At 52.8% G+C, this 19,459-nt stretch carries 17 protein-coding genes; 2 read left to right on the top strand and 15 right to left on the bottom strand.

Going from position 1 to position 19,459, the window contains the following annotated elements; translation table 11 throughout:
- Nucleotides 1–428: 428 nt before the first annotated feature.
- The 4 genes from BR86_RS0105835 to BR86_RS0105855 all read right to left on the bottom strand — a co-directional run bounded on the left by BR86_RS0105835 (nucleotide 429) and on the right by BR86_RS0105855 (nucleotide 5,582).
- Entirely contained in the window at nucleotides 429–2,501 is a 2,073-nt protein-coding gene (locus BR86_RS0105835; protein ID WP_031472083.1) for a methyl-accepting chemotaxis protein, read from the bottom strand.
- Between the two features lie 269 nt (nucleotides 2,502–2,770).
- A complete protein-coding gene (locus tag BR86_RS15140; protein WP_051684621.1) occupies nucleotides 2,771–4,141 on the bottom strand; it encodes an HD-GYP domain-containing protein in 1,371 nt (456 codons plus the stop codon).
- A gap of 281 nt (nucleotides 4,142–4,422) precedes the next feature.
- The gene (locus BR86_RS0105850; protein ID WP_031472087.1) at nucleotides 4,423–4,989 is read right to left on the bottom strand and encodes a chromate transporter; all 567 of its coding nucleotides are present in this window, start codon (nucleotides 4,987–4,989) and stop codon (nucleotides 4,423–4,425) included.
- Nucleotides 4,986–5,582: a chromate transporter gene (locus BR86_RS0105855; protein ID WP_031472089.1), complete on the bottom strand. Its 597-nt coding sequence runs from the start codon at nucleotides 5,580–5,582 to the stop codon at nucleotides 4,986–4,988. The genes BR86_RS0105850 and BR86_RS0105855 overlap by 4 nt, the downstream gene beginning before the upstream one ends.
- Nucleotides 5,583–5,927: 345 nt before the next feature.
- On the opposite strand from BR86_RS0105855, the gene BR86_RS0105865 reads away from it, so the two are divergent.
- On the top strand, nucleotides 5,928–6,443 hold the full coding sequence (locus BR86_RS0105865; RefSeq protein WP_031472091.1) for a QueT transporter family protein: 516 nt from the start codon (nucleotides 5,928–5,930) through the stop codon (nucleotides 6,441–6,443).
- Between the two features lie 354 nt (nucleotides 6,444–6,797).
- Complete coding sequence (locus tag BR86_RS15145) at nucleotides 6,798–8,363, top strand: GGDEF domain-containing protein (protein WP_031472093.1); 1,566 nt, start codon at nucleotides 6,798–6,800, stop codon at nucleotides 8,361–8,363.
- A gap of 221 nt (nucleotides 8,364–8,584) precedes the next feature.
- Here the strand turns inward: BR86_RS15145 and eda are convergent, their stop codons facing one another.
- From eda to BR86_RS0105925, 11 genes are all read right to left on the bottom strand, one after another.
- Nucleotides 8,585–9,223, bottom strand: a complete 639-nt coding sequence (eda, locus tag BR86_RS0105875; protein WP_031472095.1) for a bifunctional 4-hydroxy-2-oxoglutarate aldolase/2-dehydro-3-deoxy-phosphogluconate aldolase — start codon at nucleotides 9,221–9,223, stop codon at nucleotides 8,585–8,587.
- A 194-nt stretch (nucleotides 9,224–9,417) separates the two neighbouring features.
- Nucleotides 9,418–10,371: a sugar kinase gene (locus tag BR86_RS0105880; protein ID WP_031472097.1), complete on the bottom strand. Its 954-nt coding sequence runs from the start codon at nucleotides 10,369–10,371 to the stop codon at nucleotides 9,418–9,420.
- Nucleotides 10,372–10,528: 157 nt separating this feature from the next.
- Entirely contained in the window at nucleotides 10,529–10,894 is a 366-nt protein-coding gene (locus tag BR86_RS0105885) for a VOC family protein (protein ID WP_031472099.1), read from the bottom strand.
- A 152-nt stretch (nucleotides 10,895–11,046) separates the two neighbouring features.
- Nucleotides 11,047–11,889, bottom strand: a complete 843-nt coding sequence (kduI, locus tag BR86_RS0105890; RefSeq protein WP_031472101.1) for a 5-dehydro-4-deoxy-D-glucuronate isomerase — start codon at nucleotides 11,887–11,889, stop codon at nucleotides 11,047–11,049.
- A gap of 111 nt (nucleotides 11,890–12,000) precedes the next feature.
- Nucleotides 12,001–12,765, bottom strand: a complete 765-nt coding sequence (locus BR86_RS0105895; RefSeq protein ID WP_031472103.1) for an SDR family oxidoreductase — start codon at nucleotides 12,763–12,765, stop codon at nucleotides 12,001–12,003.
- A 1-nt stretch (nucleotide 12,766) separates the two neighbouring features.
- Nucleotides 12,767–13,804 carry a zinc-dependent alcohol dehydrogenase gene (locus BR86_RS0105900; RefSeq protein ID WP_031472105.1) on the bottom strand — a complete coding sequence of 346 codons (1,038 nt, stop codon included), beginning with the start codon at nucleotides 13,802–13,804 and terminating at the stop codon, nucleotides 12,767–12,769.
- A gap of 18 nt (nucleotides 13,805–13,822) precedes the next feature.
- The gene (locus BR86_RS0105905; protein ID WP_031472107.1) at nucleotides 13,823–14,803 is read right to left on the bottom strand and encodes a C-terminal binding protein; all 981 of its coding nucleotides are present in this window, start codon (nucleotides 14,801–14,803) and stop codon (nucleotides 13,823–13,825) included.
- Nucleotides 14,804–14,887: 84 nt separating this feature from the next.
- Entirely contained in the window at nucleotides 14,888–16,192 is a 1,305-nt protein-coding gene (locus BR86_RS0105910; protein ID WP_031472109.1) for a TRAP transporter large permease, read from the bottom strand.
- A complete protein-coding gene (locus BR86_RS0105915) occupies nucleotides 16,193–16,699 on the bottom strand; it encodes a TRAP transporter small permease (RefSeq protein ID WP_031472111.1) in 507 nt (168 codons plus the stop codon).
- Nucleotides 16,700–16,831: 132 nt separating this feature from the next.
- Nucleotides 16,832–17,950, bottom strand: a complete 1,119-nt coding sequence (locus BR86_RS0105920; protein ID WP_051684623.1) for a TRAP transporter substrate-binding protein — start codon at nucleotides 17,948–17,950, stop codon at nucleotides 16,832–16,834.
- 304 nt (nucleotides 17,951–18,254) lie between these two features.
- Nucleotides 18,255–19,295, bottom strand: coding sequence for a LacI family DNA-binding transcriptional regulator (locus BR86_RS0105925; protein WP_031472115.1), 1,041 nt, complete (start codon nucleotides 19,293–19,295; stop codon nucleotides 18,255–18,257).
- Nucleotides 19,296–19,459: the final 164 nt, after the last annotated feature.

Consider the following 19,459-nt stretch of genomic DNA (forward strand, 5'->3'; position numbering starts at 1 on the left):
TACTCCTTTCAGAGCGTTTCACACAGACCTCCCTAGGTACCACACGTTTCTTCCTCTCCATCCATCTGCCTCATTTATCATGCATGATTCCGTGTAGTTATTGGGCTTCGACTTGTGTTGCAGCCTTACCCTCATGCATAACCTCGTATGAGATTTCTGTACGTCAGACCAGAGATTTGCCCGTGGGTTAGTATGTTCCCCACATCCAGCTTCCTTCAGATTCCACCTCGCGGCGGACACCCTTGCCTTCGGCTATATCCTTCCCACTACCGGGTGGATTCGGGACTTGAACCCGTTAGAAACGTGCGCCGCTAGGCGCACAACGAGAACCTCCGCACCGCAGCGGGTGCAGAGGTTCTCTGATAAAAATATGTTATGAGCAGGATCACCAGCCCAAACGACCGATTTCAACGGATGATTCCGTTCTCTCAGGAAAGGCGGAACGGATCCACCAGTTTCTTCAGGTGATCTGCCTGATCGGAAAGCTCGATGCTCGCCGCCGCACTCTCTTCCGATGTGGAAGAGTTGGTCTGAACAACCGTCGAGATCTGATCGATTCCAATGGTGATCTGATCCAGTGCCTGTGCCTGGCTCTTCGACGCATCCGAAATCTTCGTGATCATCACGTCGGTCTCCTCCGCGTAATCCTTTACGCGGTTGAGCGCATCCGCTGTCTCCGCAGCAAGGGCTTTTCCTTTTTCCACGGCTTCCACCGCCTGCGTGATCAGCTCGCCGGTGCTCTGTGCCGCTCTTCCGCTTCGGTTTGCAAGGTTGCCGACTTCATCCGCAACAACCGCGAATCCCTTTCCGGCCTCGCCGGCGCGGGCCGCCTCGATCGCCGCATTCAGGGAAAGAATATTGGTCTGGAACGCGATGTTGTCAATCATGCTGATGACTTCCTGAATCTTCTGGGAAGCATCCGCGATCTCATCCATGGCTCCGGTAAGCTTTTCCATATCCTGATTGCTGATCTCGATGGCTTCTTTGGTCTTTCTCGCAATTTCACTGGCACCGGACGCATTGTCCGCATTATTCTGAACCTGTGAGTTGACATCGCTGATGGTGGAGGACAGCTCCTGAATGGAACCGGCCTGCTCCGTCGCGCCCTGCGCGAGAGCCTGTGCTCCACCCGAAATCTGCGCCGCGCTGTCCGCAATGCGATTGGACGACGTGCTGATCTGGCGGAGAGAATCACCTAAAATACGGCGGATCTTATTGATGGACTGGTTGGTTCCGGCCAGATCTCCGATATACATGTGTTCACGGCTGCTGGTGGTCACAAAGTCTCCATCCGCCATCGCCGCCAGAACTTCATCCTCATCCGAGAGCACCAGTTTCAGTTTGTGCGCCATATCGCGGAATACATCCGCAAGTTCTCCCATCTCATTCTTCGGGAAATCAATGTCCCGGTCGGCGGCTTTCAGATCAAACTGCCCAACGGACTGCGCCATCTCGATCAGAGGCTGGATGGACGCCAGCGCACGGCGGACAACGAAATATGCCACCAGAGCGATGCCGGCCAGCCCGAGGATTCCGATCACAACGATCGCCGCGATGATACCGTAAAGTCCTTTGTAAATCTCGCTGGTATGAACGATCATGGAGTTGATCCACTGCATGTCGGTGCCATCCAGCTTTGCCGGTGTAAATACGACCAGACACGGCTCTCCGGTCAGCGGATCCTTTGCCTCGGAGAGACGAACGTGATCCTGTCCGAGTACATCGTCCAAAACCGCCTGCGGGAACGGCGCCTCGGTCCCGACCTTGGAGTCGTCACCGGTATGCGCGTAATAGACATTGGTTTCATCGGAAAATGCCACATAAGAAGTCTTATATCCGGCGTCACTGTAACTCAGCTCATTCAGTTTGCTCAGCTGCATGTCGCAGTTCGCAACACCGATGAATTTTCCGTCTGACACGATCGGGGTACTGAGCGTGATAAGCCAGGTCTTGGTGCCGTCAGACAGTTCATATTCATACGGCTTTGTGATATGCGTCGACATCATCTGTTTTGTCGGCGCATAATAATCCTCGGTACTGTACGTCGCGTAGTCATTCAGGATATCAGTCTGAATACCGTTTCCGCTGCTGTACACATAATAGGAAAGGCCATCTTCCGTATCCGGAAAAAAGGCATTCGGTTCAAAGGCAAAATACGCGGAAAAGCAGCTGCCGGACTTTACTGCCGAGCTCAGAGATTCGATGATCGTCTCTTCGCCGACTTCCCGTCCGAGTTTCTGACAGCTCATGACACTTTCGCCCAGCGCCTTTGCATAAATCTGCATGCCGTCCATATACTTTTCCATGGTCACGACGTTCGTCTGCGATGCGGTTTTCAGCTGATCGCCGTAAATTGTCTTTATCAGTCCTCCGGACATGGTGCTGAACGCAATACACATGATCAGGATGATAACGGCCGCACATACGCTGACAATTGCAGGAATCTGAATTTTCAGGCTGTGTCTTTTTCCTTTCGCAGATTTGTTATGGGTGTTTTTCATTACTAATTCCTCCTCCGACAGGATATTCTCAGAATTCCTGTCTCTTCTCAGACTCATCTTGTCCGGTTTTTTTATCACATTCTATACTATTATCGGCATACGGCGGAAAAATATAGCCTGTTATTCCCTTTTTTTAACAAAAAAATGCCCTTCATCCGAAATAATCCGTGGAATATTTCGGACGAAAGGCATTTCCGATCCGGAACGGTTCACCGTTTCCTTCTTCGGTTATCGTTCTTCCGTCATCGTTGCTCCGTTTCCTTCTTCCATTATCGTTCTTCCGTCGGAATCTTTTCCCTACGAATCAGATCCAGCATAATATCCGCGATCTTCGGATCAAACTGACGTCCCTTTCCGGACTCAAGTTCATCGACAATACACTGTCTGGACAGTCTTTTTCGATAGACACGGTCCGTATTCATCGCGTCAAAGGAATCGGCCACACAGATCATCCGGGCAATCAGCGGGATCTCCTCCCCGGCTTTTCCCTCCGGGTAGCCTTTTCCGTCATAACGCTCATGATGATAGAGCGCGCCCTGTCCCGCGTCTTTCAGACTCTTAAACCGGCTCAGGATATCCCCGCCGCAAACAGTGTGCGTCTTGATCACTTCGTACTCATCCAAATCCAGTCTGCCCGGTTTTCCGAGAATATGATCCGGAACACCGATCTTTCCGCAGTCATGCAGAAGGGCAATGTAATAAATCCGGTCCAGTTCTTCCCCGTCAAAGCCCATCTCTTCCGCGAGAAGTCTGGTATACTGGGCAACCCGCTTCGAATGACCGTTCGTATACGGGTCTTTCGCATCGATGAAGCCGGTGAAGGTCTCAATGGACTCATTGATGATGATATTGTCCCGCTCATGCAGAACTTTATACTTTTTAATCTGAGCGGACGTGATCACAAAGATGATCAGCGCAACGGCCCAGATCGCCAGACACCCGACCGCAATCCGAACCATCGGCTCACTCTTCAGCTGCCGATGGAACCTGTACTCCAGATCCAGTATCGAATCGCTGATATCCTCACCGATCCGGACATACAGGATGATACCCGGAGTAGTTCCCTCTTTCGGTGCGATCGGCACTTCCCGCGCATTCATCGTGGAGCTCGGTATGTATTTCAGATAATCGCCGGCGTGCATGGCAATAAACGGCTCCCCGTCAACAGCGAACGTTTTCAGCGGATAGTCATCCGGATGAAATTCCCTCAGATCAGGAACGGTTGCTGTGATCTCTCCGCCATTCGTATGCTGGTGAATTTCCAGCGCACCGTTCCATGCGGAGGACAGAAAGACATCTTGGTTGAAGGTCAGAACAAACGAAAAATCCGCCACTTCATCCTGTGTATGATTGATCACGGTAAAATCATACGTATATGCCTGGAAGTTGTGTTCCGTCAGTCCCTCGTCATTCAGATCAAAGGCCTTCGACCATGTACTGCCTCTCGGAACGGCATTGATGCTGACCGGCTTTGATTTATCGATCGCCGTGGTAAAAAGTTCTTCTCCGGTCGTGGTCATCCGATGCTTTGTCCGGTTGTAAGCCCGTGTCCGAAACACTCCACCGAAAAAGACTGCGAGTATTACCGCAAGTGAAACAATGAATAACAAAACAGCTTTCTTTCTGCCTTCTATCTTCATCTACTACTCCTTCTGCTCGTAATCATTTCCCTGTCCAGAGAATTCCTCTTTCCGGAAACTCTGTGCGCCGGGACCGCGCTGCATAAGGGGCTTTCTTTTATTTGAATGCGGACTCCGGCAGAAAATTCTCCGTGTTCCGCTAACCGCTCCGGATCCGTCCGGCTGCAAGTCGGCGGTCCGCAACAAGCGGTCTATTATTCTTACATAATATCAATAATTATATCGTATTTCACTTTTATGTATATATTTTATGAAGATAAATTTCATTCAATATTGAGCAATCAAATTTGAATCCCATAGATCACCGTGCCGGCCGCCGCGGAGATTACAATCAGCAGAATCGGGGAAATGCCGCCCTTCCGGATTCTCCGGCTTCCGTAATAGACCGCCGCGAGAAGAACCGTCATCACCGCGGGACAAACTTCCGGGGCTCCGTTCGTCAAAACAAACGCATTCCTTGCGGTCATATTCACGCCGGTTGCAAGGATGATCCCCGTCATGCACGGCTTGAGTCCCCGGAGAACCGCCTGCATATACGGATGATTCCATATTCTCTTTAAGATACCGAGCACCAGGAGAATGATCAAAAAGGAGGGGATCACCACCGCAACGGTAGCCACCGCAGCGCCGGCCGCGCCGGCCTGTGTTCTTCCGACATAAGTCGCCATATTGACCATGATCGGCCCCGGTGTGCTCTCGCTGACCGCGATCATATACGCGAGCATCTCATCATCCAGCCAGCCGTAATGAAGAACCACATCACGGATCAGCGGAATCGCGCCATACGCACCGCCGAAGGCAAAACACCCGACCTTCAGAAAGCCAATGAATAAATCCGCCAGAATCATTCTTCCTCCCCTTTCCGCTCCCGGGCGAGATACAGCGCAAGACTCACAAAGCCGCACAGAAGCATCACCGCGATAGAAGAAATCTTCACCGCGGACACATTGGCCGCCGTCATTGCCGCAAACGCAAAGAGCAGAAACAGATCCGGCCTACGGCTTTTCTGATTCTTCCGCGTCTTCTGCAGCATTTTCCATCCGGCGTCCAGAATCAGAAGCCCGACTGCTGTTTTGATGCCCCGAAACGCATTTACGATCCACGGAATCTCCAGAAAGCGGTCGAGAAACGAGGAGATCAGAAAAATGATCACGAAGGACGGCAAAACCATTCCGAACGTGGCCGCCAGCGCTCCGGGAAGCCCTTTCTGCTTATATCCCACAAAAGTTGAGCAGTTGATTGCGATGGGCCCCGGCGTGGATTCCGCGATCACCGTGACATCCATCATTTCATCATGGGTGATCCATCGTTTCTTTTCCACACAGATATCCTCAATAAGGGAAATCATCGCATATCCGCCGCCGAAGGTGAACATTCCGATCTTCGCAAAAACCAGAAATAATTCCGGCAGCAGCTTCCCTGTTTCCTGTTTCTTTTCCATACTCATGGTTATTCCTTTCAGCATTCACTCCGTTATTCCGGAAAAGATGATTCTTCCGCCCGTTTCCCGGTGTATGCGGCATCCTGCCCGGCAGATACGGACAGTTCCTCTGCAGATACGGACAGTTTCTCCCCGGATACGGACAGTCCCCCCGCAGATATGGGCAATTCTTCCATTTTATCACGGACAGTATACCACATATCACAGAATCAGGCAGAACGCAGAAAGAGCGGTTGCCTTATCATCCCATCTGTGATATGGTAGGAACGCTGATTTTCAGCAGAAGAAACACATGAGTTCGAAACCTTCCTCATGTAAAACAAAACTAAAGGAGAACAAAAGAAAATGAGAAACAAAAATGTACTGCGAATCACTCAGGCAGCGCTGATTGCAGCTCTCTATGTCACCCTGACATACGTGTTTGCGGCAATCTCCTTCGGTGAGGTTCAGCTTCGAATTGCCGAAGCCCTGACCATCCTTCCGATGTTTACACCGGCAGCCATTCCGGGGCTGTTCGTCGGCTGCATCCTCGGCAATATGCTGGGCGGTGCCGTTCTTCCGGACATCATCTGCGGAAGCCTTGCCACACTCGTCGGCGCATACGGAACATGGATGCTCCGCAACCGCAAACCGTTCCTCGGCTGCGTTCCGCCGATCGTTGCCAACATGCTGGTGGTTCCGTTTGTCCTTCGATATGCATACGGCGTTGAACTTCCGATCCCCTTCATGGCTCTGACCGTCGGTGCGGGAGAAGTGCTCGGCTGCGGCATCCTTGGCTGCATTCTGTACTACGCGCTTGTACGCCACAAGAGAGCGATCTTCCAGTCAGAAGACATTGAAGTTCCGTATCCGCAGATGTGATCCGATGATCCGCCTGCCCTCTTCAGAGCGGCTGGAACGGCGCAGATTATCATAGTCCGCAAGCGGACTTCGACTTCCACTCCCCTCCTTCCTGAGGTGGAGTTCATAAAAGGTTTAAACCGCCCGCGTCCGGCTCTTCGCCGGCCGCGGGCGGTTATATTTATGCGGACAACGGGCCAACGCCCCCCGGTGAGACCCCGGCGACTGACGCATCATCGGGCGGCACTCGCGGAGCGTGTTTCGCCTTGTTTACGCGCCGCCAAAAAAATCATCTTTTAATATAATAATCTTCGAAAAAACCGTCGATATTAATAGACAGACTTGCGGTGGTTTTCCTTTTTCGGAGGAATGATTATGAACAAAAAAACCGACAGCCTTTTATTCAAACTATCGATCCTTTTTGTGTTCTTTACCATCCTGATCATGGGCATCACCGGCATTCTGACTTACCGCGAACAGACGAGAAGCTATGAAAACGAATGTCAGGAGCGGATTCAGAACGTCGGCCGTTATCTCTCTTCCCTGATGGAAGCGGACGGTGAAGAGTTCATCGCATTCCAGAACTATCTGATCCATCACCGGGATGAACTGTCCCTTCCGGTGAGTTTTTCCACTGATTACCGCGAAGCCAAAAACCGGATGATCAGCATGCTTGCAGAGCATTATCCCGGCCGCACGGTGGGCATCGATTTCTCCTATGAAGATCTCGATGCGGAGACGGCGCGCTCATTTGCGCTCTATAACTATATCTACTGGACGGGAGTTTTTGAAAAAGCCAGAGACGAATTCGGCGTCATTTACACCTACTACATCACGCCGGCCGAAGAGCCGTTTCATATGTATTATGTCATCGATGGTGTCCGCATGGAGAAAGAAGACGGGAGCGGTGACATGATCATCTGTTTCGATGTGCATGAGCCGCCGGAAAAACACGAAAAAATGTGGGAGGCATGGAACACCGGAATTGCACCGGAAGGCTATGATATCTACGATGATGAATACGAATACGGAAACACCTATGCCTACTATACGCCGCTCATCATTCACAACAAAAAGATCGGGGTCATCGGCGCCGAAATCGAAATTCAAAATGTGAACCGGAAGATTCTGAAAAACAGTATCCGGCTCGGCAGCGAAATCGGTCTGATCATCCTTCTCGCCTCCACGACACTCCTTTTGTTCATCAAGCGCTTCTACATCGACAACCTTCGTTCACTTCAGCGAAATGTCGGCATTTTTGCGGAAACCAAAGACGTAACCATCGCACATACCATCACCAGGGATATCCGGCACCGCAACGAGATCACCGCTCTCTCGAGTCAGATTGCCGCCATGATTCTGGAGCTGGATACGCATATGAAGAATCTTCTCGCGGCGCGGACAGAACTGAGCGTCACCCGGGAGCAGATGCAGGTTCTCGGCCTTCAGGCCGAGCGGGATGCTCTCACAGGAATCCGGAACCGGCTGGCGTATGACAATGAGGTAAACCGGATCGAATACCGCATGACCGTCGAAGGTTTTACCGCTTTCGGAATCGCCATGATCGACCTGAATTTCCTGAAACGGATCAACGACAACTACGGTCATGACAAGGGCAATTTTGCCATCAAGCGGATCTGCGAAATCACCTGCCGCACCTTTACCCATTCTCCGGTGTTCCGGCTTGGCGGCGACGAATTCGTCGTCATTCTGGAAAATGAAGACTACCTCAACGCAGAAACTCTTGTGGAGCAGTTCCGCCAAACGCTCCGTGACATCAGCCTAAATAAATCCCTCTCACCGTGGGAACAGGTATCGGCAGCCATCGGATGGACGCGGTTCACCCCTGGAAAGGATGAAGACGTACAAAGTGTCTTCAAGCGCGCGGACAGCCTGATGTATGAGAATAAAACCGCAATGAAAGCCGCGCGGACCGACTGAGTTTTTCCCTCCCGTCCGTTCCGTATCGGCAACTTTCTGACAGCAAGGCACGCCATGCCGGAATTCCGACATGGCGTGCCTTGTTTGCTTACGCGAGCAGCGCGCCAAAGCCTGTGCTTGCACGAGGCCTTGGCGCGCTGCCGCTAAACGTTCGAAACTCGCGAAGCGTGTTTCGTCTCTTTGATGGAGGAATATTGTCTTATCTCAGTCGTATCTCAGCCTTATTTCTGTCTCATCTCATCGCGGATTGCCGCCGCCTCCGCCGCCAGCTTCCGGATTCCGTCAAAGTCCTCCTTCGCGAGAAGGTCTCCCGGAACAATCCAGGTTCCGCCGCAGGCGAGCAGATTCTTCTGCGCGAGATATTCCCGCACGTTGGACGGCTTCACGCCGCCGGTCGGCATGATCTTCACCGATGCGTACGGTCCGGCCAGCGCCTTCATCATACCGACGCCGCCCAGAACCTCCGCCGGGAAAAGCTTGACCGCCGCAAGGCCTTCCCGAACCGCCGCCTCCAGTTCTCCCGGTGTTGCGATTCCCGGAATGACCGGAACATTCTGCTTCACGCACCAGCGCACGGTTTCCACATTCAGCCCCGGACTGACGATTCCCTGTGCACCGGCCCGGACGGCTTTTTCCGCCGTCGCCGGATCCAGCACGGTTCCCGCAATCACAAGCATCTCCGGCACTTCCTTTGCAATCCGGCGGATGGATTCCTCCGCAGCATCACTCCGGAATGTCACCTCCGCAGCCGGAAGTCCGCCCTCACAGAGTGCCTTTGCCAGCGGTACCGCATGTTCCGGCGTGTCAATCTTAATAACCGGGATTATCCCGATTTCTCCGATTCTCTCGATTACGTTCATCCCTTATCCTTTCCGATCACCGTTCTCCTTATGCCGCAGCCGGCGCCGCCGGCACAGACTGCTCCAATTATCAGCGGTTCATCTCATGCCCGCGCCTTATGCCGCCGGCACCGACCGCTCCTGTCCGAGCACGATGATCTTCTGTGGCCATCGGAATCCGGCAGACAGCCGGATCCCCCGATTTTGCTTCGCCCTCAGACCGCCGCCGGTGTCGTCTTGATGAACTTTTCCAGTTCCTCTCTGGTCGGCAGTCCCTCATTGTCACTGACATTCATGATCTGAATCGTTCCGATCGCATTGCCCCGTCGAACCGCATCCATGAGATTCAGACCTTCCAGAAGCGCGCTCTCCACGCCGACCGCAAAGCCGTCTCCCGCGCCGACCGTGTCCACGATCGGGCCGTGCTGAAAGGACGGAACCGAGAAACCGCTGTCCGCGGTAAATGCCGCCGCCCCGGATGCCCCGGTCTTGACGATAACGCATTTCACGCCAAGGTTCAGATAAAAATCCGCAATCGTTTTCGGATCTCTGCTTCCGCACAGAACCTCGCCCTCATTTTCTCCCGGCATCACATAATCGGCCAGAGACGCCATCTGGTTGATCGCCTGAATCATGGTCTCTCTGTCTTTCCAGAGCTGCGGGCGAAGATTCGGATCAAAGAAGACCGGAATTCCGGCTTCTTTGGCCTTCTTCATCAGATAGCGGGATGCCTCATGCGCGTTCTCGCTTGTCGCCGGAAGAATCCCGGATGTATGAAGCGCGTCCCATGCCGTCAGATCCAGATTCTCCACATCTTTCACCGAGATCGTGGATGCCGCGGATCCCTTCCGGTAATAGTAGATATCCGGATCGCCGCAGCTTGTCTTGCTCTTCAGCATAAAGCCGGTCTGACGGTCCTCACTGAACAGGACCATCGACGTATCGATGCCATTGTCGCGCATGACATTAACGATCTGGCGCCCGAACGGATCATTTCCAAGCTTTGTGAGATATCCCACGGTGTGCCCGAGCCTTGTCAGTCCCACCGCCACGTTGAACTCCGCGCCGGCCACCGATGTGCTGTAATGGCGCACATTTTCCAGCAGCGCTTCTTCCTGGGCAATGAAAAGTCCCATCGGCTCTCCCAGTGTCAGAATTTTCCTGCTCATCATTTTCTCCCCCCTGCTGCTTTTTTCAGGACTTATCGGTAAGTCCTGTGTGCCGGACGCCCGCGGCTTCGCCGCGAAATGTCACCGATACGTCCGCGCATTCATGCGGAGATCTATCACTCCGTCGGAGCTGTTCCCCGGAGTAATGTCCCGCAGCTTACTGTCTTCTGGTAAGATGGAACCGGAATCCCGCAATGTCATCGCGGAAATAGATCACATTCAGCTGTCCGTCCGGCGCGTATCCCGCGGATTCCTCATCAAACGCAATTCCCTTGTCCTCGAGATATTTTTTCGCCTCGTCGATATAGCTTGTGCGGATTGCGATGTGGCCGAGTCTTCCGAGATACTGCCGCTTCATCAGTTCGAACTGTTCGTTGACAAAAATACCTCCGTCGGTCTCACGAAGTTCAAAACCGAAGAGATCGGCAAGCACCTGTGCCGTCTTCTTTGCCTCCTCCGCATTGTCGTGATTGATGCCGACATGCGCCAGTTCAAAATCAAACTTCTTAACATCTTCTCTCATATCTTTTTCCTCCGAAATCTGCCGCGGGCCGGATGGAGTCGGTCCCGCAGCAAACTCTCCCATTAGGTTTGAAAGCTTTTCTTCAAACCGCTTTTCCCATAAGGTCTGAAAGTTTTCCTTCAAACCGTTTCTCCTAAATCTGTCCGGACCGCTCAGCGCATATCCGGAATCGCGATCTCGTCCATGTCGTCAAATTCTTTGTTTTCGCCGCCCATCGCCCAGATAAAGGTGTAATTCGACGTTCCGCATCCGGCGTGAATCGACCAGGACGGGGAAATGATGGCGTCATAATTCTGAACAACCATGTGTCTGGTCTGCTGCGGCTGTCCCATCATGTGGAACACCGCGTGGCCTTCCGGAATATTGAAATAGGTGTACACTTCCATTCTTCTCTCATGCGTATGCGCCGGCATGGTATTCCAGACGCTTCCCTCCGCCAGCTGGGTCAGTCCCATGCAGAGCTGGCAGGTCTCCAGTACGTCCGGATGGATGAACTGGTTGATCACGCGCTTATTCGCGGTTTTCTCATCTCCGCACGGGCGTTTGTTGGCCTGTTCAAAGCTGATAAAGGTTGTCTTGCACGGCTTGTGAGCCGGCGCGGAAACCATATAGAATCTTGCCGGATTCTCCGGATCGTCGCTTCGGAATGTAACCTCCTTCGATCCCATGGAGATATAAAGGCAGTCCTCAAATCCCATCCGGAATTCGGTTCCGTCGACAGCAATCACGCCGCTTCCGCCGAGATTGAACACGCCGGCTTCTCTTCTCTCAAAGAAGAAATGCGTTCCGAAATTTTTCCAGATATCGATTCCCTTCTCCACCGGTACGGTCTCATGAACCGGCATGATACCGACAACCACCATACGGTCCACATGGGAGTAGGTTGCGGTCACCTGATCCGGCTGATACAGATCCGTGATCAGAAATTCCTTCCGGAGTTCCTCCGTGGTATAGCGTTTTACATCTTCCGGTCCTGTGCTGTAGCGAATATCCATATTCTGTTACCTCATTCTCACCGACCGCCCCTTTTTTCCGGCGCGCTCGGCCGCTTCTCTATATCCTCTTTAATCTGTATTTCCTGTTTATCGATCCGGTCATTCCCATCATTACTTTGCGAGATATCCGCCGTCGATCGGAATCACCGCACCGGTGATGTAATCGGACGCCTCGCTTGCCAGAAAGATTGCCAGTCCCTTCATATCGTCGGCATTGCCCCAGCGTCCTGCCGGAATACGGCCGAGGATCTCTCCGTTTCTCACTTTGTCATTTACAAGGGCGGTATTCATCTCCGTCGCCATATAGCCCGGCGCGATGGCATTGACCTGAATGTTCCGTCCGGCCCAGTCATTGGAGAGCGCTTTGGTCAGCTGTGCCACACCGCCCTTGCTCGCCGCATACGCCGGAACGGTGTGTCCGCCGAAATACGACAGCATGGATGCCATGTTGATGATCTTTCCGTGCCCTGCCTTTAACATCTCGTTTCCGGCAAGTTTGCAGAGTTTGAAGACCGCATTCAGATTGACCTCCAGCACGAAATACCAGTCCTCATCCGTAAAGTCCTCCGGCATGTTTCTTCTCTGCACGCCGGCATCATTTAACAGAATATCGATCTTTCCGCCCAGAAGTTCCAGCGCCTTCCGGAATGCCGGTTCCACCTGCTCTCTCCTGCTCAGGTCGACCTGAACCGCCTCGACGTCCAGTCCATCCCGCTTCATCTCCTCCGCTGTGCGGAATACCGCCTCGGAGGAACCGGCGATCACAACTTTTGCGCCCGCCTGCGCCAGTCCTTCCGCCATTCCGCGGCCAAGGCCTCTTGTTCCGCCGGTTACCAGCGCCGTCTTTCCGGTTAAGTCAAATTTTGTGTATGCCATGTCAGACGTGATCTCCTTCCTCATTCTCAAAGCAGAACATGATTTTCAGATTCCTGCTTCCCGGGTCCACCGCGTCCGCAAATGCCGCTTTCGCGTCATCCGGCGAATAGACCGCGGTAATAATCTTTTCATAATCGTCCGCGTGTTCCGCCACGAGTTTTACCGCGATTGCAAAATCCTTTCTCCGGTAGACTCTCGTAAACTGAATCGAACACTCTTTGAACATTCCCTGTCCGAGCGGAAGGGATGCCGGCTTCGCATATCCCGCGATAATAAAGATCGTCCCGTGCACCTTCACCGCGTCAAACAGGTGATTTGCCACCGGCTGCACGCCGGCACAGTCGATGACCCAGTCAAAGCCGTCGCCGCCGGTGCGGGATCTGCAGAATTCCGCCATGTCACTGACAGTGGTCGGGTCCACGGTTTCAAATCCCATCTCCTGCGCTTTGGCTCTCCGGGTCGGATTGGTCTCCATGAGAAGAAGATCCGTACATCCGTATGCTTTCAGAGTGCAGGCCGTCGCCAGTCCGATGGCTCCCGCGCCGAAGAGGATTGCATTGTCTCCCGGGTGATAATTTCGCTCCCGCAATGCGTGAACGGTCACCGCCACCGGTTCAATAAACGCGCCCAGCTTCATGCTGAGGCTGTCGGGCATCTCGACGATGCTCTCCGCCGGACATACGGTATACTCCGCAAAGCCGCCGTCCCGGTCGATTCCAACCAGTCCCAGCGTATTGCAGACATGCTCGTTTCCTTCGCGACACGGCGTGCAGTGCCCGCAGGATAACAGCGGATATACCGTAACGCGCGCGCCCTTTTTGATGCCGGGAACATCATCGCTCTCCAGAACACCGGCATATTCGTGCCCCATGATCAGCGGGGCCTTCGCTCTCGGGTGAAACCCGTGATAGATACTCTTATCGGTACCGCAGATTCCCGCATGGGATACGCGGACCATCGCCCATCCTGCCGGAACCTCCGGCTTCGGAACCTCTGTCGTCTCCACCTGATCCGGGCCTTTCCAAACAATTGCTTTCATCGCATTCACGCCTTTCTGTCATGCCCTGTCGATATGATTGACCGGATATTTCACCGGTTCTCCCTTCAGGAAACGGACCGCTTCCTCCGCACACTTGCGTTTCAGTTCCAGTGCCGCTTCCTCGGAATACCAGGCTTCATGCGGCGTGATCAGAACATTCTCGTGACGGAACAGCGGATTATCCTTTTCGATCGGTTCTCTGTTGAAGACATCGAGTCCGGCACCGGCGATCTTTCCGGAAGTGAGCGCCTCATCCAGCGCTTCCTCGTCCACAAGGCCGCCGCGGGATACATTGACCAGATAGGAGCCGTCCTTCATCTTTGCGAAGGCCTCCCGGTTCATCATGTGACGGTTCGTCTCATCGAGCGAGCAGTGCAGCGACACGATATCCGACTGAGCCAGCAGCTCATCCATCGTATCCACATAGGTGATATAGGGGAGTTTTTCCGCGCCGGATGCCGCATACTGCGGATCATAGGCGAGAATACTGCATTTCAGCGCATGGACTCTTTCGGCAAACTCGCGGCCGATCCGTCCCGTTCCGACAATCCCGACCGTCATCTCCGAGAGACGGTGAACCGGAATCGCATCCGCGTAGTTCCACTCTCCTTTTCTGGTTCTTTCCGCCAGCATCCATGCTTTCCGGACAACGCCCAGCATCAGCGTCAGCGCCTGATCCGCCACCTCATTCATGCCATAATCCGGCACGTTGCATACCTGCACGCCGTATTTTGTCGCATCCTCCAGATTGACATTGTCCACGCCGACGCCGTAGCGGACGATGAATTTCAGAGTCGGAATCGCCTCAAAGACCTTTGCGTTCATCCTGCAGTACTGATTCAGAAAACATACAGCTCCCTGACACTGCTCGATGACTTCTTCTTCATTCAGACAGTGGAGCCACCGGAAGTCCTCTCCGGCTTTCTCAAACACTGCCTTTTCGGTATCCACTTTGTCGTGGTCACAATCTACGATGATAATCTTCGGATTCTGTTCCATGGTTTGAGATCCTTTCTTGAGAACCGGTCCGGCATCATCCTCATGCCGGACCGTCAGAAATATTTGCCAGCCGTGGGTCTGTCATCAGCACAGTGCCAGTGCCTGCGGAATTCCGAGGGAAAGCACCGGAACAAAGGTCACCAGAAGCAGGCAGACCGTAACAGCGATAAAGAACGGGATCAGCAGACGGATAACCTGCTGAATGGACACATTTCCGATCCGGCATCCCGCAAACAGAATGGCGCCTACCGGCGGTGTCAGGGTTCCGACACAGAGGTTCATGACCATCATCAGTCCGAAATGAACCGGATGCATGCCCCAGGTCTGTACGATCGGCAGGAAAATCGGGGTAAAGATCAGAACGGCCGGCGTCGGATCCATGAAAGTGCCGACCACCAGAAGAATCACGTTCATGATCAGGAGAATCACAACCGGATTGCTGCTGATTCCCAGAAGTCCCTGAGAGATCAGCTGCGGAATCTTGGCATAGGACATAACCCAGGACATAATCGAAGAAACGCATACCAGAAATTCGACAACCGCGGTTGTTTTAACCGAATCCAAAAGCATTTTCGGAAGCATCTTCAGATCCAGGTTCTTGTAGATCAGACTGAGGACAAATGCGTAGACCACGGCGATGGCTGAACCTTCCGTCGCAGTGAACACGCCGTTCAGGATACCGCCGATCACGATGACGATCATCATCAGGGACGGAATTCCCTCCCAGAGGATCTTCAGGCTCTCTTTCATCGAAATGTGCTGAGTCTCCACATATCCTCTCTTTTTTGCCATGACACCCGCAACAACCATGCAGGCAACACCCCATAAGAGTCCCGGAATATAGCCGGCCATAAACATTGCCGCAACCGACACACCGCTCGCCACCGTTGTGTAGACGATCATGATATTGGACGGCGGAATCATCATTCCGGTCGGGCCGGAGGCAATGTTGACCGCAGCCGAATACTCATCGGAATATCCTTTTTCCCTCTCCAGCGGTCCGAGAATTGAACCCATCGCGGATGCAGCGGCTACGCCGGATCCGGAAATGGCGCCGAACAGCATATTCGCAACGATATTTGTCTGTGCCAGAGATCCCGGCAGGCGATGTGCGACAAGCTGCGCGCATCCGATCAGTCTCTTTGCGATGCCGCCGCTGTTCATCAGATTGCCGGCAAGAATGAAGAACGGAATGGCCAGCAGCGAAAAGGAATTTGCGCCGGTGAACATACGCATGGCGGCAGTGATCATCGCTTTATCAAATGGAAGGATGACCATAACGGCCGCTGCGGAACTGAATCCGATCGAAAGACCGATCGGAAAACCGAGGATCAGCGTGATGACTATTCCGACCACCATCACCAGTCCGGATAAACTCGCAATCGTCATTTAGTTTCCCTCCTTGTGCTCAATTTTTTCTTTGTATCTTCTCACGTCATCCGCTGCCAGCCACACGCTGTAGAACAGCATGGCCGCGCCGCAGAACGGGATTGCCGCATAGATGAAGCCCATCGGAATCTGGAGAGCCGCATCCAGCTGAATCATCTGTTTGGTCGTCTGCGCCCATCCGCCGATCAGCATGACGGTGACGGCAAAAATCAGAAGCACCGCCTCAATGAGAAGATCCACGCAGAGTCTCGGGAAAGGCTTCAGCGAGTCTTTCAGCACCGTGATGTCCAGGTGCTCTCTCTTCCCGAATACGTACGCGCTTCCAAACATAATGGTCCAGACGAACATATACTGCGCCAGTGTCTCCGCCACCGCGCTCGGTTTACTGAAGAAATATCGGGCGATAACCTGATACGTGACCAGAATCGTCATGCATGCGAGCAGAACAATGTTTGCCCACTCCATAATTTTATCCAGGACAGATTTGATCGCATTCAATACTTTCATGTCCTAACCTCCCTCGTATTTTTAGAGCCCCGCACTTTCATGCGGGGCTCCCTTAACCTTCAACCAGCCGATCTGCCCTGCAAATCCGGAATACGTTGTCAAAGAATCCGGGCAAAACTGTTGCAGAGAAGCTTACTTGATCTCTTTCAGCTTTGCATAGATGTTCTTTGTGGTCTCACTTCTGTTTGCAACATTGTCGATCAGAGTCTGGCAGTTCTTCTGGAACGGAGCGATGTCAACCTTTGTTACGGTTACGCCCAGATCTTTTGCCTGCTTGTAGTATTTCTCACGAAGCTCGCCGCAGAGCTTGAATGCGGTGTCCACGGAGTCTGCCGCAACCTTCTTGAGTGCTTCCTGATCCTCCGGGCTCATGGCGTTCATCACGTCAGCGGAGATAACGAGTTCATCCGGAATCATCAGATGACCGGTCTCGTTGTAATACGGAGCAACCTCATACTGCTTCAGATCAACATAGGTGATGATGTTGTTCTCTGCGCCGTCCAGTGTCTTGGTCTGAATTGCGGAGTAAACATCGCCCTGGCTCATCGGAGTGCCGACGCCGCCCATGGCGTTCATCATCTGAATCATGGTATCCGACTGCATGACACGAATCTTCTTTCCGCTCAGCTCCTCCGGAGTGGTGATCGCGCCGTCGCGGCTGTATACGTTTCTCGGTCCAAGGCTGTATGCTGCCAGACACCGGAAACCTGCGCTCTCGGTGGAAGCAAACAGTTCATCCAGCACGCCGGACTTAAAGAGTTTTTCCTGCTGCTCTACGCTGTCATAAATGTACGGAGTTCCGATGATGGCGAAATCCGGGTTTACACCCTCTACAATCGAGTTTGCAACCAGTGCCATGTCGATCGCACCGACCTCAACCGACTGAAGAGAATCTGCCTGATTTCCCAGAAGCTCATTCGGATATACTTCGATGGAATAACGGCCGTTTGTCGCATCATAGAGCTCATCGCTCATTCTTCTTACGGTTTCCGCCTCCGGGTTCTCCGCAGACTGGTTAAATGCACATTTCAGAACGGTCTCGCCCTGCTTTGTTCCGGTCACTGCGCCGTCTGCCTTGGTCTCGGCAGCCGCACCCTTCGTCTCGGCAGCCGACTCTGCCGCGGTGGTTCCTGCAGCCTCGGTCTTGTTCTCGGCAGCTGCCGTGGTCTGTGCGGAAGATCCGCCTCCACATGCCGCAAGCCCCATAACCATGCTCATTGTCAGTGCCGTTGCAAATACTTTGCGTTTCATCTTGTTTTCCTCCCTTAATATATTGTTACCGCAGGCCTATTCCGGCGGTAATAAACAATGATTATTAAAATGGTATCGGTTTCACATACGTTGTTAACTCGCAAAAGTATTAATTCTGATACAATCCATCCGATTTACAGTTGTTTTGCATAATATCCATTATTTATTTTGACTTTTCTTTATCAATTCCGATATCTATCTGCTGAAATGTTTCCCATTCCGTTAGAAGTTTTCCCGTCTGCTATGGTAACGGTTTCATCAGCGAGGAAAAACTATTGTTTTCCGGATCCCCGTCCCCCGCTTCTCAGCGGACCGTGGATCCACGCACCTCCAGTTTGCTCGGAAGGACAATTTTCCGGCATGCCGGGTCTCCTTCACCGCTCAGCCGGTCCAGAATGATCTTCGCAGCTTCCGCGCCGACCGCAAAGGAATCCTGCGCAATGGTCGTAATCCCCGGCGGGATCAGATCTGCCCAGCCCCAATTATCGAATCCGCACACACCGACATCCGCGCCGGCCTGAAGCTTCATCTTCTGAAGTGCATTCAGAATGTCGAGCATCGCCACACCGTTTACCGCAAACAGCGCAACTCTCTCCTGAGAATACGTCGTGATGAATTTCAGGATTTTGTCCGCGCATCCGGAACCGTCTCCATGGCTGACATACTCATAAACGGTATCCCGGCCATCGTATCCGAACACTTCCTCCATCGTTTTCAGATAACCGGAAAGTCTTGCCATCCGGGTTGTGTTCTTGCCGATCCCGTTTGCGAAGAAACCGACTTTCGTGTACCCCATCCGGCTCAGATACTGCATACAGCTGCAGGTCATCTCCGTATTGTTGGTCTCGACGGTGTCGATCTCTCCCGGAATGGACAGGCACCGGTCCGCAAAGACCACCGGAAGTCCGTTGTCCCGAAGCTGAAGAAGAAACCGGTCATTGGCTCCGGTCGAGTTCACGATCAATCCGTCCACCTGACTCTCCAGGAAACTGTCGATCGCATTTCTCTCGTTAACCGGATTATCCTCGCTGTCCGCAAGGATCAGACGATATCCCTGTTCATTGAGAACACTGCTGATGCCCTTGACCAGAATCGAGGAGAACGGGCTGCCGATATCGCTGACCAGACATCCGATGGTGCGGCTGCTCCGTGATTTCAGGCTCTGCGCAATCCGGTTCGGACGGTAGTCGAGTTCTTCCACAACACTGGCAATTCGTTCTCTTGTATCGGCAGAGATCATCTCAAATCGACCGTTCAGAAAACGCGAAACAGTCGTCTTCGATACACCGGCCTTTTCCGCGACATAATTGATGGTGATTTTCGTGCCGCCATGTTTTGCCGTCATGTTTATGATCTCTCCTTTCTTTTCTTTTTTGTTTCCTTCTTGATGATATGTTTATGAAACCGATTTGTCAATTTCAAAGTGCTGTGTAGAATATACTTTCGTCACAATGTCGTAAGTTTACTACTGTAATTTATTAGATTTGTCTATTCAATTTTAGGTCCATC

This window comes from [Clostridium] aminophilum DSM 10710, assembly GCF_000711825.1.
In the GTDB taxonomy this organism is placed as follows: Bacteria; Bacillota; Clostridia; order Lachnospirales; family Lachnospiraceae; genus Clostridium_R; species Clostridium_R aminophilum.